Here is a 13,044-nt window from a genome sequence, read left to right as displayed (position 1 = left end):
ATCTTAATTGCGATGCAGCTCATCGGTGTCTACTTCGTCAGTTCGATGAAGCATACGCAGACAACTAACTTCACGAAGGAGCTGCAGAACACAGCAGAGCTCATGTCTATTTACGCGGGTCAGACGCTGAAGGGCGATGAGACGCTTGATGATGAGCAGACGCTGGAGGCGCTCAATAAGTTCGTGCGCAGCTTCATCAATATGAATGGCGTGGAAATACAGGTATTGGACGTAACCGGAAAGGTATTGACGACATCTGTGCCTACCCATATGGAATATGTAGGACGCAAAAATACAGAGACAGTAGTGAATCGGGCCCTGCAGGGCATGCGTGATAACCAGGAGGTTATCATTGATGAGGACAATGTGCGCAAGCAGGTGCTGGCGAAGCCCGTCTACTCCAATGGGAAGCTCGTAGGGGCCCTATACATTGTCGCATCAATGAAGGAGCTGTACGCGACAATTGAGGGGATCAATCGGATTTTCCTCTCGGGGATGGCGATTGCACTTGGGTTGACGGCCGTACTGGGTGTCATTCTGGCCCATACTATTACACAGCCGATCAAGGAGATAACGAAGCAAGCAACGAAGGTGGCGGAAGGGAACTTCGCAGGACAAGTTCCTGTGATGGGCACCGATGAGATCGGTCAGTTAAGTGAGGCATTCAATTATATGACGAGGCGCTTGCAGGAAGCGCTGAATGCGAATGAGGAAGAGAAGGAGAAGCTGGCATCCATCTTGACAAATATGAGTGACGGCGTTATCGCGACCGATGAACAAGGTCAGGTCATTCTCGTCAACAGACGGGCGTGCAAGCTGCTAAGTATCAAGCAAGGCGAGGTAGAGGGCAGTCCAATGTCCGAGGTGCTTCGTGTGCCGCAGGAACAGATCGATGAAATGGTGAACGGCAAGCTGAACTGGATGCTGCTTCCTCGAACAGAAGAACATGAGGGTGATGAAGATAGCGAGACAATCCTGCGCATATCCTTCACCCCAGTTCATCGCCGTGGGGAAGGTATGACAGGATCGATTGTCGTGCTGCAGGATGTGACGGAGCAGGAGAAGCTGGAGCAGTCTCGTCGTGAATTCGTAGCCAACGTGTCACATGAGCTGCGGACGCCGTTGACGACGATTAAGAGCTATGTTGAGGCATTAGGCGACGGCGCGCTGGAAGAGCCGCAGCTTGCAGGGCGCTTCGTTGGCGTTATACAGAACGAGACGGAGCGCATGATTCGTCTCGTTACGGATTTGCTGCATCTGTCGCGCCTTGATTCGAAGCAGGCGAAGCTGCGCAAGCAGGTGACGGATATGACTGAGATGTTGGAGGATGTCATAGACCGTTTCTCCTTCCAGTTCCGCAATAAGGGAATTGCTGCGTCAGTTGTCATTGATCCGGACATCGGCAAGGAAGGCTTAGTGATGATTGATCGGGATCAGATCGATCAGTTGCTGGACAACCTTGTGTCCAATGCAGTGAAGTACACGCCAGACGGCGGCGAGGTGAAGCTGGTTGCAATTCTGGATTCTTCCCTCAGCATGCTTCATGTATCGGTGCAGGATAATGGGCTGGGCATTCCACAGAAGGATTTGGAACGAATATTTGAACGGTTCTATCGGGTAGATAAGGCTCGCTCGCGCAATATGGGCGGTACGGGGTTAGGCTTGTCCATTGCCCGGGAAATTGTGAGAACGCATGGTGGAGATATATGGATTGAGTCGGAATGGGGCGCAGGTACGCAAATTACCTTCTCGCTTCCGTTAACATCGATGAAGACGGAAGGGAGTGAGGCTGGCGAATGGTAGAGCGATTTAAGACGATGCTGCTAACATTTCTTGTGCTGTTAAGCTTGCTGCAGAGCTTCTTCCTTGCTTATAGCATGCCGAACTTCGATGTACGCAAAAAATCGACCAGCGACTACATTACGACCGATCCACTCGGGCCTGAAGAGAAGGTAGAGAATCTAATCTTCCCAGAGCAGCTGGTTCTTCATCTCGGAGGAAATAAGCATACCATTCTATATCCGGGCATGACGTTCTATAACATTATTGTGAAGCGGCTGCAGGGACGCTCGTATGATGGGTTCCAATACCGCTCGCTTTCTGCGGTGGAATGGAATCGAATACGCGAGGAGAATGAGGGAGTGGAGCTGCTTTTCCACGCGCCTATCCCTGTGAAACTGCTGCAGAAGGTGTTTCCGATCGGTGATGATTCTGCGCTTATGAATGAGAGCATTCGTCGAATATGGCTGTATACGACGAAGGATACGAAGGAAGTCCGCGTCTTCTTCTTCAATGCGAAGGGGGACGCTGTCTATGAGTCGACCCGAGCAGACTTGACCGAGCAGGATGTGAAGCAGCAGGTCGAATTCGGACGGTCTTGGACGCCTTATAAGTTGGTTAACGGGTCATATTATGTTCCAGAACAGCCGATTGAACTGCTTGAGGTTACGCTGCCTTATGATCGAATTACGGCAGAGCAAATGCAGCGCAGCCTATTCAATGATCCTACCGTTACGAAAAATATAGAGACTGGGAATTCCGAAATTTATACCGACGTTAAGCGCGGCTTGGAAGTGAATAGGGGCCTGCAATGGCTTATCTACTCCGATCCTGTCGTGCAGACAGAAGGGCAGCAGGATATTGCTTCTGATGTCACGGCAGCGGTCCGCTTCATTAACCAGCATGGAGGCTGGAATGGCAGATATCGTGTCACTATGCCGGATAATGAGAAGAAGGATGTGCTGAACGGAGCAACCAGTGGATTAGGGACAGCCTTCCGATTCCAGCAATATTGGGGCTCTTACCCAATTGTCAGTACAAGTCGCTTCCGGTTCGGGTATATGCAGGTTACGATGCAAGAGGGCACAGTAACGAGTTATGAGCGTTCTCTTGTACAGCTTCATCAGCGTGCAGAGAAGAAGGAAATGCGCCAACTGGTGGTTGGAGATGCTTTGCTTCAAAAATTGAATGCACTCAGTCAGGAGAAGCCAATCGTAGGAGTTGACCCGGTATATATCCCTGAGCTAGGGAAGGAGACGGTTCGTCTGCTGCCTGCTTGGCAGGTGAAGTACAAGGATGGGACGACCGCATTGCTCGATGGGGCTGTTAAGAAATGAACGTAAGATCGTATCTCAGAGGGGAGGAGTCAAATGGATTGGGGTCGAGCGAAGAATATATTGATTTATGCTTTTCTGCTGCTCAATATTGTGCTGGGTTATCAGCTCTGGCAAGAGGTACGCGACCAAATGCATTCCGAGCTGGATTGGACCTCCCTGTCTGATGCTGCGAAGAAGATGATGGAAGTAAAGAAGATTCAAGTTACAGCCAAGATTCCTTCAGAGACGCCCACCTTACGTGAAATCACGTACCGATTCGTGAAGCGGGGCGATCAGATGGAACCGCTCAAGCAGCCTCAGGATACGAAGATCGTATTTATGGAGAATGATTTGATCAAGTCCCTGCAAGGGGATATTCCTCATATTGAGATGTACCGATATGACCCGTTGACGGGTAGAAATGGAACATTCGTCTTGTATCAGCGGCTGCCTAATGGCCTGCCGATATTCGAAGTGACATTGGAGCTGGCACATAGCCAGCAGAAGATTAAGGGGTTCCGGCAGCAGTATGTAGAGCTGATTGAAGCCAAGGAGAGCAAGGAGCAGAAGATCTTGCCGGCATCTCAAGCATTGGAGCATGTGATCTTGAGTGCCTTAATGTCTGGGGCCGTCGTCAAGGATGTACAGCTTGGCTACCATGGTCAAATATTCGATGCAGCCAATACACAGGTGGCAGCGCCGTCTTGGCGCATCCTCTTGGATAATGATGAAGTCTATTATGTGAATGCGATAAGTGGAGCAATTGATACTCCGCAAGAAGGAAAGAAGGAGAACGATAGATGAGTATGCGATTTTCAGTACTGTCGAGTGGATCAACAGGCAATGCAACGGTCATTCAGAATGAAGACGCAACTGTGATGATCGATGTTGGTCTAAGCTGCAAGCGGACAGAGCAGCTCCTGGAAGAACAGGGGCTCTCGGGCAAGCAGATTGACGCCATATTCGTCACGCATGAGCATTCTGATCACATTAAAGGTCTTGGAGCCTTCTCACGCAAGCACAACGTGCCGATCTATGCCAATGAGAACACATGGGAAGCACTAGAGAAGCATGTGGGTGAAATTGCAGAGGAAAATCGGATTGTCATGCAAACTGGGGAAGCACGAGATTTCGGGGATCTGCGCATAGAATCATACGGTATCTCTCACGATGCTGCCGAGCCGGTTGGTTATAAGTTCTATGAAGGCGAGACAAAGCTGAGTGTGACGACGGATTTAGGCTATATGAGCGATAAGGTTCGAGATGAGATTATCGATTCGGATGTACTCGTGCTGGAATCTAACCATGATACAGAAATGCTTCGTATGGGGCGGTATCCATGGAATATTAAGCGACGTATTCTAGGAGATATGGGGCACTTGTCCAATGATGCGGCAGGCGAGGCGTTGTGCGAGATTGCTACGGGCAATACCCGCCGCGTATACTTGGCGCATTTAAGCCGGGATCATAATATGATGGATCTCGCCCGCTTGACGGTAAAGGGAGTCATGGAGGACAACGGCCATTTTTACAAAGAGAGTGAACTGCAATTAAAAGATACGTATTATGACAAGCCTACGGCATGGGATACGGTTCATGCGAAGTCCGTGGTTCGTCTGTAAGCCATCTATCCAGATCGTTGGCCTTCTGGGAGATATCTTCCTGCGTAATCAAGCCTTTGTCCACGAGAAGCTCCATGAGGGTGGATAAAGCCAAGGTGAGGCGGTATTGATCTTCCTTCATATCAGCCAATTGTCCGACTAGGTCGATGTCCGACCTGATTGTGCTTGAAGTCGTCATAAATCTAGTTCTCCTTTCTATTAGGGGAGGGAGATTGTTTCTCTCAACTCCCTGTTTGTATGATAGAATATGTACAAGCTTGCAAATCTAGTACAATTCTTTTTCATGACAAGCTCATAGTGTGCATTAATATATAGTGTTGACGATTTTCGGCCATATCATTCCGTGGTGTAATGATGCTGCGAAGGCAGCGGTTCAACGCGTGGATCGATCCCGGTTGGAGGGTTGAGGGGAGTTGTTCGGATGAGCTTGTTTGATGATGATTTTTTCTCGACAAAGGTGTCTGGCAAGGTAAAGCGCAGATGGCAGGAGCGGGAGACAGGAACGGGATGGACACTGGGCAGGACAACTCAATCCGGCCGCAGGTGGTCCACCATCCAAGTGGCTATCGTAAGCTCGGTGGTTAGCGCCTTGTCAGCCGTTATTTTATATAGTTGGATTGTGGGAACAGGTTCAGTCACACAGCCTGTGACCATTAACCGGACGGGTACGGTTGATCCCTATGATCGTATTGTGACTGTAGCCGATAAGGTTGGGCCTGCGGTGGTCAGCATCGTCAATGAGCAGAAGCGAGTGGCAGCAGAGACTGATGATGAGAAGGACACAAATCTAGGCTCAGGCGTCATCATTAAGCGCGATGACGGCAAAGCGTTCATCCTGACGAATGAGCATGTCGTGCAGGGGGCGGATAAGCTAGAGGTGGTGCTCTCGAACGGGCAGCGCAAAAATGCAGAACTCATTGGCAAGGATCGGGTGATGGATATTGCCGTTCTCCTTATTGATGATGCAGGCGTATCCACGGTAGCCGAGATTGGCGATTCACGCCGTCTGCGTCTTGGGGAAACCGTCGTTGCGATTGGCAATCCGCTTGGCCTAGGCGGCTCACTGACAGCTGGCATCGTCAGTTATACGAATCGACTTATCCCGGTATCCTTGAACCAGGATGGTGTATATGACTGGGAGCAGAGGGTTATTCAGACGGATGCGGCAATTAATGAGGGCAACAGCGGAGGCGCACTCGTGAACTTGCAGGGGCAGGTTATTGGCATCAATACGATGAAGATCGCGACGACTGGCGTTGAGGGCCTCGGATTTGCGATTCCTACGAATGAAGTGATGACGGTAGTAGACGAGATTATGAAGAATGGCAAGGTTATTCGGCCTTACCTAGGCGTATATACGGTCGATCTGACGAATCCTTATGCTCCGATTACGGAGGAGCAGCGCAATGATCTCAAGCTTCCGCAAGACGTGAAGAACGGAGTTATTGTACTGGAGGCTACGGGGCCGGCCAAGAAGGCAGGACTGAAGCTGAATGATGTGATTGTCCGCTTCGACAATGAAACGATCGGTCAGACCCGAGATCTGCGCAAATATTTATATGAGAAGAAGAAGGTCGGCGATACGATGGAGGTTCACTTCTATCGCGAGGGCAAGCTGATGATGACGACTGTGCAGCTTGAGGATAAGCCACAGCAGGCCGGATAAACTAAGTGATATCCTAAGATGGGAAAATCAAATGTCTTCACCCGTACCCGGCCTATTTATGTTATGATGGACGTAATAAGACAGCAAGATAAGCGAGAAAGAGGGAACGACATGTACGTAGTCTGTAAAGAGCATGTAGAATTGGCAATTGACAATTTTGTAGATGAGTTCGAAGATGCCCCCGACGTTGTCGATCTGGATGGCGTTGAATTCAGTGATTGGGAACGGCCAATCAAGTGCTGTATGGATTGCGAGCAAGAGGCGAAGTTTCTAGTCGTGTAATCTTGTCGTAGGATGAATGATCCTGTCCGTTTCATGAAGGTTCGGGCAACATCGTTCATACACTTCAATTGCGTGTATAGAACAAGGGCACACCCCCGAGGTGGGATGCGCCCTTGTTTTTTTGCGTTGTTCCATATGGAATCAAGTGAAGCTCGTTATTTGATATTCAACTTATCCTTTACCTTAGGAGGAAGCTCATCCTTGCTTACTTCTTCGTAGGCGGTTACACGATCCGTATCTTTTACATATACGCGTAAAAACGCATGCTCTTTAAATTTGCGGTTTTCCCCTGTTTTCATAAAGGTGAGCTTCAGCTTATTACCTTTCTCATCGAATGCGGGTAGGGTATATTCCCCATTGTCATTAGGATCGCCAACGGTTTGGACATAATATTGCTGCTTGCCGTTTCGATTATAGTCACAGCCGACAAGAATGCTTGCAAACAATGTGATGACCGCGAATAAAGCGATTAGTCTCTTCATGACGCAGATACCTCCGAATTTACGTAGTTCTAGCATTTATCATAACAGCAACAAAGAACAGGACAAATCGATTTACCCAACACAGCCTTACAGTTATGTCATGTGGCAAGTGAAGGAAAAGCGAGTGAACAGGGGAGCATCGAATATCTTATAAACAAGCTGCGCAGGGTTGGTGATAAAGTGGATGAATATGTGGATAAGGGGCGTTTGGACGGTAAAATGCAATTATCCACATGTGGATAGTGAAAAACAATAAATATTCGGGATAACGACAGCATTCGTCTGTCGTAAATTGAATATGCACGGAAAGCTTTATACATAATCAGGTACGATTTTTACACACGATGAGCAAACTCCTTCTTGCAAAAACTAATATCATTAGTTAATATATAATTAATATTAGTTAGAGAGGAATGGTCATCCATGCGTATGCGTAAGCAAGGTCATATTATTCAACTGTCTTTCCTGCCACGCTTGTTTCCTGTGAATTGTTATCTCGTTGAAGAGGAGAATGAGCTGACATTAGTCGATGCTGCTCTTCCTTATAGTGCTGTTCGTATCTTGAAGGCGGCTAAGCAAATTGGAAAGCCAATAACACGTATCTTGCTTACTCATGCACATGGTGATCATATCGGAGCATTGGATGCTTTGAAGCAGGAGCTTCCCCATGCGAAGGTGATGATTTCAGCGCGTGATGCCAAGCTGCTGCAGGGGAACTGCTCATTAGAAGATGGTGAGGCAGCAACGCCTATTCGTGGTGATGTGCCGAAGGAAGGGGCAATTCGTACGAAGCCGGATGTACTGCTTCAAGACGGTCAGATGGTGGGATCTCTACGTGCTTTGCTTGCACCAGGTCACACGCCAGGCATGATGGCTTTCTATGATACGAGAGATGGCGCGCTGATTGCTGGGGATGCTTTCCAAACTAGAGGAGGAATCGCAGTATCGGGGATGCTCAAGCCGCTGTTCCCATTCCCAGCTATGGCGACTTGGAATAACGAAGCTGCGCTGGCAAGCGCAATCAAGTTAAGGGCGTTACAGCCTACTCTACTCGCAGTAGGACATGGGGTGATGCTTATGAAGCCGACATCTCAAATGGATCGTGCCATTCAGGAAGCAGAACGGAAGTGGGGAGCGGTACCTATGAACGGCAATGCTGTGAAATAGAATGGACGAAGTGGAGCGGCCAATGAGGTATGATATTGAGAGAAATATAGATAAAAATAGAAATTTCGAATTTGTAGTGGTGTTTTATCGAACTACTTACAAACGGATGCAAGTCACCCACAGGAAAACGGTTACAAGCGTTCTGTCAATGAGATAGGGCGCTTTTTTTGTGTCTAAAAGGTGTCATTTCTTGCAAATTCATTTTGCTGGAAGTATAATAGCAAGAATGAGTGACCGAAATTCACATTTAGTTCTGTAGTTCTAGAACCTGTTCGTAGTCGCCTCTTTGCAGAAAGGAGGAATCCGTATGATCGTAGATCGAAGAACGAGGATTATAGAGGCAGCAACACAGTCATTTTCATTATATGGTTATAAAGGCAGTACAATGGATCAGATAGCGAGACTTGCACATGTGGGCAAGGGGACGATTTATCGTTTTTTCCCAACAAAAGAAGAGCTGCTGGAAGCCATTATGAATAGATTCATTCAAGACATACTGGAAGTTGCACAGTCATCCGTTCAGCCAGAGAGAACCTTTACAGAGAACTTGCACCGTACTCTGCACAATGTGTTGGAATTCCGATCCAAGCATGAGATGATGGTTATTCTCTCACACGAGATGCGGGAGATGGGGACCGAGATTGTGATGTCTGAGATGAGCAAGGTGGAAGATGCGCTTCAGCACTTTGTGAAAGAGCAGGTAGAGCTAGCTATTGATTCAGGCGAGCTGCAGAGTTGTGATGCTGAGCTGACTGCTTTCCTATTTATTAAGACTTACGCAGCGCTTGTAGTGGAATGGCCGAAGCGTGCGAAGGCTATCCATCAGGATCAAATTCCTCATTTGCTTGAATTCTATTTGCTGAATGGGGCAGCTCAGAAGGGGATTGCTAGAATTGGATAATGCATTACATATTATAAGTAGAACGGTGGTGGCAGTGGGATGAAGAACATCTTACACATTTATAAAACGGATCTTCGCAACATCATTACAAATCCTGCTGCAATTATTGTTATTTTAGCAGTAGTGATCCTGCCCTCCCTATATGCATGGTTCAACATCCTCCCGTCATGGGATCCGTACTCCAATACGAAGGATGTATCGGTTGCGGTTGCGAACTTGGATAAGGGTGCCAAGGTAGAAGGCAAGGATCTTGATGTTGGGGCAAAGGTTATTGAACAATTAAAGGAAAATGAGAAGTTAGGGTGGAGATTCGTTACGAAGGATGAGGCAATCAATGGGGTCAATCATGGCGATTATTATGCAGCCATTGTTATCCCAGAGGATTTCTCTGAGAAGATCTCATCCGTCATCTCGGATCATCCAGAGAAGGCACAGCTTGATTATTATATCAATGAAAAGATTAACGCGATTTCGCCGAAGGTTGCGGGGGCAGGAGCCTCGACGCTGGTGTCGAACATTAGCAGCAATTTCGTAGAGACGGCGAACAAAGCGATATTCGATATTTTCAATGATGTCGGCCTTAAGCTTGAAACGAATGAGCCGGACATTAAGAAGCTTAGAGATAACATCTTCAAATTGGAGGAGAAGCTGCCGGAGATCGAGAAGCTGATGAAGACAGGCCAAGTCGATATCATCAAGGCGAAGGACTTCATTAGCAAGGCAGAGTCTGCCATCCGTGTCATCAAGCGCTACGAGAACCGACCGGATTCGGTAATTACAGATGCGGAGAATATGCTCGATAAGGGCAGTGATTCCTTCCATAAGGAAGTGCCGGTTGTCAAAGACAATCTGAGGAAGCTTCAGGACGTTGCAACGGATACATCGAAGGTCGTGGAGAATATCATGAACTCCGACTTCGATCTTGGCAAGGTAGAGACAGAGCTGGCCAAGAAGAGTGTCGAAGTGGAGTCTGGGATGAATTCCTTGCAGCGTCTCATTACGACGGTTGAAGATGTAGACCGGAATTTGAAGAATAATGGTCTGTTTGATAATGTGCTCACGTCCTTGACTGACGCGAAGCGGGGCGCGGAGGATCTGAAGACGCGTCTGGATGAAGCACAAAAAACCGTAGAATCTGCGAAGTCGATTGCAGATGATAAGCTGAGGGATATTCGCAATAAGGCAATCGAAGTCAACTCGATTCTGGATAAAGCCAGAACCAGCTTGAATTCACAGGTTGCACCGACGGTATCGAAGGCATTCGATGATGCAGAACGGTTAGGAAAGACGTATCGAGAGCATCTCGGTCAGCTGCAGGAGAAAGTTGATCGCGTCAACAAGCTTATTCAGGGCAGTGAGACGGATGCTTCATTAACCGACAAGCTGAATGCAGCTGTCGAGGATATGACGAATCAGATGAAGCTCACATTAGGCTCCTTAGAGAAGTACAAGGATCAGCTGAACAAGCTGGCTCATGTGACAGGCATAGACACTGATCTGCTGATTGCTCAATTGAAGGGCATGGAGACGAAGCTCACACTGCTGCAGGAGCGATTGGCTGGCGGCAAGCAGATTGGTGCAGAAGCGGCAGCAAGAGCAAGTGAGCTCGTTGCTCAGCTCGTTAGCGATTATGATAATGGTATTAAACCGCGATTCCAAACGATCCGCGGGGATATGCAAGCATTGAATCGTGATGCTTCGAAGATGATCGATAAGATGCAGGACAGCACTCGCAATGTCATCGAAATGACAGATAAGATCATGAATCGCAATACGGCAGACAAGGTAATCGATCAAATCAATAATGCACAAAAGCACATCAGCAACGGTCAGAATCTTGCGGATAAGCTTATCACCTCCACTGAGAAGATGAAGCAAACGGTGGATGACGGTGCGATTACAGACATTGTCGATAGTATGTATAAGGTAAAAGGGAAACTGGCAGATTTGTCGGATATGCTGAAGCGTGCAAGCGAATCGGCCGGCAAAGCGAATCAACCGACGAAGGATGCGCTGCAGAAGGTATATAATTCCACGAAGGATACAAGCGCGTCCATTGATAAAGTAATCGGGAAGATCGATTCGGATGTTGTCCCTGCCTTCGACAAAGGTGTGAAGGATTCTCGCAAAGGCTTGGACTTCATCAAGAAAGTGAAAAAAGAAATGTTCTCGATGATTCCAGAAGTCGAGACCTCACTGGCTGATATGAAGGATAAGATTCACACGGGGGAAGATGGACTGGATGAATTCAGTGACAAGTTCCCAGAAATCAAAAAGAAAGTGAAAGACATTGCATCCAAAATCCGCGAATTCGAAGAAAAAGGTGACCTGGATCAAGTCATTGACTTGCTTCGTAAGGATGCGGCTAAGGAAAGTCAATTCTTCGCGGAGCCGGTATTGCTTAATCAGCATGAATTGTTCCCTGTACCTAACTACGGTTCAGCGATGTCGCCGTTCTTCTCGACATTGGCATTGTGGGTCGGCGGCTTGCTGCTCATCTCCATGCTGATTGTAGACATCGAGAACAAGCATGACTATAAGAGCTACCAAGTGTACTTCGGACGTTGGCTGACCTTTGTGACGATCGGTATATGTCAGAGTATGATCGTGACACTGGGAGACATGTTCCTGCTGAAAACCTATGTCGTGCACAAGTTCTGGTTCTTCGCGTTCGGGATTTTTATCAGTATCATATTTGTTAGCATCGTCTATACGTTGGTATCGGTATTCGGTAATGTAGGTAAGGCGTTGTCCATTGTATTGCTTGTGTTCCAATTGGCAGCCTCTGGTGGTACATTCCCGATTCAAATGACGCCGAAGTTCTTCCAGCAGCTGAATCCGTTCCTACCGTTCACACATGCGATAGGCATTATGCGTGAGGCAGTTGGGGGAATTCTGTGGGATGTTGTGACGAAGCATGTACTTATCCTGTTGATCTATATCGGAATTGCTTTTGTACTAGGTATAGGCTTGAAGAAGACAATTAATAAGAACAGCGATAAGTTCTTGAAGAAAGCAAAGCAAAGTAAGCTGTTGTAGGCTTGTAGATTTGCAGGCGAATAGACTTGTAGTGGAACAGTAAGAGGTTTTATTAGGATAAATAGTCGTATTATGCAATCATCAATCATCATATAGATTATATAAAAATCGCTGCCTGGGTTATCAGGCAGCGATTTTGTTATTGTTACGGATGTTGTCCAGAGCGAGGGGGTTGTTGACCTTGCTTTATGTAGTGACTCCCTCTGCCTGAAGTCCCTTTGGAATCCGTTTCTCTCGGAACATCGTGAAGTAACAGATGGATGAGGTTACGTACAGGACACCAGTAATGCTGAAGGTTATCGCATAGCCCCAATAGTAACCGTATGTGGTGACCAGATACGATTGTACGGTTCCCATACTCGCCCAGCCAAGCATGAAGGCTGTCTGTGTTAAGGAGTTGGCAATTCCGCGACGTGAATCCGAGATACGGTCAACCATGACTGCTGATTGAATCGGATTCGCCGCATTCATAAGCGCTTGCCGGAACAGGAAGCTCACGATGGCAATGGAGATTGCATTTGTGAATCCAGTAAGCAGTAAGAAGGGGAGGGACAGCATCTGGAACACGACGATCGCAGGCACCTGTCCGATCCGCTTCACCAGTGTTGGCCCAATGAGCATGGAGATAATCGTCATGATCTGCCCAAGTGAGATCAGGAAGCCGACAGCGGTAATAGAAGCGTTAAATCGATTCGTGAAATATAAATTCAAGTAAGGGACAACGAGCCCTGAGCCTAAGCCTACAAGCAGCTGACAGAAGGTGAGGCGGCGGATATCACGCCATTCTGCA

General features: G+C 47.7%; 12 protein-coding genes. 9 read left to right on the top strand and 3 right to left on the bottom strand.

From position 1 onward, the window contains the following. Positions 1 to 12: 12 nt before the first annotated feature. Genes walK through AZ66_RS10515 form a run of 4 tightly spaced genes read left to right on the top strand, consistent with a single transcriptional unit; the run spans position 13 to position 4,717 of the window. Positions 13 to 1,803 carry a cell wall metabolism sensor histidine kinase WalK gene (walK, locus tag AZ66_RS10530; RefSeq protein ID WP_442950282.1) on the top strand — a complete coding sequence of 597 codons (1,791 nt, stop codon included), beginning with the start codon at positions 13 to 15 and terminating at the stop codon, positions 1,801 to 1,803. Next, positions 1,797 to 3,116, top strand: coding sequence for a YycH family regulatory protein (locus tag AZ66_RS10525; protein WP_044354813.1), 1,320 nt, complete (start codon positions 1,797 to 1,799; stop codon positions 3,114 to 3,116). The genes walK and AZ66_RS10525 overlap by 7 nt, the downstream gene beginning before the upstream one ends. Before the next feature lie 33 nt (positions 3,117 to 3,149). After that, on the top strand, positions 3,150 to 3,899 hold the full coding sequence (gene yycI / locus AZ66_RS10520; RefSeq protein WP_044354811.1) for a two-component system regulatory protein YycI: 750 nt from the start codon (positions 3,150 to 3,152) through the stop codon (positions 3,897 to 3,899). Then, positions 3,896 to 4,717, top strand: a complete 822-nt coding sequence (locus tag AZ66_RS10515) for an MBL fold metallo-hydrolase (protein ID WP_021258385.1) — start codon at positions 3,896 to 3,898, stop codon at positions 4,715 to 4,717. The genes yycI and AZ66_RS10515 overlap by 4 nt, the downstream gene beginning before the upstream one ends. Here the strand turns inward: AZ66_RS10515 and AZ66_RS10510 are convergent. After that, a complete protein-coding gene (locus AZ66_RS10510) occupies positions 4,671 to 4,895 on the bottom strand; it encodes a hypothetical protein (RefSeq protein ID WP_044354810.1) in 225 nt (74 codons plus the stop codon). The genes AZ66_RS10515 and AZ66_RS10510 overlap by 47 nt on opposite strands. Positions 4,896 to 5,138: 243 nt before the next feature. On the opposite strand from AZ66_RS10510, the gene AZ66_RS10505 reads away from it, so the two are divergent. Together AZ66_RS10505 and AZ66_RS30525 are read left to right on the top strand one after the other, a co-directional pair. Further along, a complete protein-coding gene (locus AZ66_RS10505) occupies positions 5,139 to 6,383 on the top strand; it encodes a S1C family serine protease (protein WP_044354809.1) in 1,245 nt (414 codons plus the stop codon). Positions 6,384 to 6,494: 111 nt separating this feature from the next. Beyond that, complete coding sequence (locus AZ66_RS30525) at positions 6,495 to 6,665, top strand: CxxH/CxxC protein (RefSeq protein WP_005545397.1); 171 nt, start codon at positions 6,495 to 6,497, stop codon at positions 6,663 to 6,665. A gap of 155 nt (positions 6,666 to 6,820) precedes the next feature. Here AZ66_RS30525 and AZ66_RS10495 read toward each other — a convergent pair whose 3' ends face one another. Next, on the bottom strand, positions 6,821 to 7,147 hold the full coding sequence (locus AZ66_RS10495) for a YxeA family protein (RefSeq protein WP_044354808.1): 327 nt from the start codon (positions 7,145 to 7,147) through the stop codon (positions 6,821 to 6,823). A gap of 423 nt (positions 7,148 to 7,570) precedes the next feature. Here AZ66_RS10495 and AZ66_RS10490 point away from each other — a divergent pair, with 423 nt between their 5' ends. The 3 genes from AZ66_RS10490 (at position 7,571) to AZ66_RS10480 (ending at position 12,254) form a co-directional block, all read left to right on the top strand. Further along, entirely contained in the window at positions 7,571 to 8,314 is a 744-nt protein-coding gene (locus AZ66_RS10490; protein ID WP_044354807.1) for an MBL fold metallo-hydrolase, read from the top strand. 307 nt (positions 8,315 to 8,621) lie between these two features. Beyond that, positions 8,622 to 9,215: a TetR/AcrR family transcriptional regulator gene (locus AZ66_RS10485; RefSeq protein WP_021258380.1), complete on the top strand. Its 594-nt coding sequence runs from the start codon at positions 8,622 to 8,624 to the stop codon at positions 9,213 to 9,215. Positions 9,216 to 9,254: 39 nt separating this feature from the next. Beyond that, positions 9,255 to 12,254, top strand: a complete 3,000-nt coding sequence (locus tag AZ66_RS10480; protein WP_044354806.1) for a YhgE/Pip domain-containing protein — start codon at positions 9,255 to 9,257, stop codon at positions 12,252 to 12,254. Between the two features lie 186 nt (positions 12,255 to 12,440). Here AZ66_RS10480 and AZ66_RS10475 read toward each other — a convergent pair. After that, the coding region (locus tag AZ66_RS10475) for an MFS transporter (RefSeq protein ID WP_044354805.1) at positions 12,441 to 13,044 on the bottom strand (604 nt) is incomplete at its 5' end.

This window comes from Paenibacillus sp. E194, assembly GCF_000935845.1.
Taxonomy (GTDB): Bacteria; Bacillota; Bacilli; order Paenibacillales; family Paenibacillaceae; genus Paenibacillus_B; species Paenibacillus_B alvei_B.
The sequence above is the reverse complement of the archived record's forward strand: the minus strand, read 5'-3'. Positions and strand labels throughout refer to the sequence as shown.

What these genes read in the sequence shown, in the direction of transcription:
- walK (WP_442950282.1), top strand. Translation starts at nt 13, where the DNA reads ATGCAGCTCATCGGTGTCTACTTCGTCAGTTCGATGAAGCATACGCAG.
- AZ66_RS10525 (WP_044354813.1), top strand. Translation starts at nt 1,797, where the DNA reads ATGGTAGAGCGATTTAAGACGATGCTGCTAACATTTCTTGTGCTGTTA.
- yycI (WP_044354811.1), top strand. Translation starts at nt 3,150, where the DNA reads ATGGATTGGGGTCGAGCGAAGAATATATTGATTTATGCTTTTCTGCTG.
- AZ66_RS10515 (WP_021258385.1), top strand. Translation starts at nt 3,896, where the DNA reads ATGAGTATGCGATTTTCAGTACTGTCGAGTGGATCAACAGGCAATGCA.
- AZ66_RS10510 (WP_044354810.1), bottom strand. Translation starts at nt 4,895, where the DNA reads ATGACGACTTCAAGCACAATCAGGTCGGACATCGACCTAGTCGGACAA.
- AZ66_RS10505 (WP_044354809.1), top strand. Translation starts at nt 5,139, where the DNA reads ATGAGCTTGTTTGATGATGATTTTTTCTCGACAAAGGTGTCTGGCAAG.
- AZ66_RS30525 (WP_005545397.1), top strand. Translation starts at nt 6,495, where the DNA reads ATGTACGTAGTCTGTAAAGAGCATGTAGAATTGGCAATTGACAATTTT.
- AZ66_RS10495 (WP_044354808.1), bottom strand. Translation starts at nt 7,147, where the DNA reads ATGAAGAGACTAATCGCTTTATTCGCGGTCATCACATTGTTTGCAAGC.
- AZ66_RS10490 (WP_044354807.1), top strand. Translation starts at nt 7,571, where the DNA reads ATGCGTATGCGTAAGCAAGGTCATATTATTCAACTGTCTTTCCTGCCA.
- AZ66_RS10485 (WP_021258380.1), top strand. Translation starts at nt 8,622, where the DNA reads ATGATCGTAGATCGAAGAACGAGGATTATAGAGGCAGCAACACAGTCA.
- AZ66_RS10480 (WP_044354806.1), top strand. Translation starts at nt 9,255, where the DNA reads ATGAAGAACATCTTACACATTTATAAAACGGATCTTCGCAACATCATT.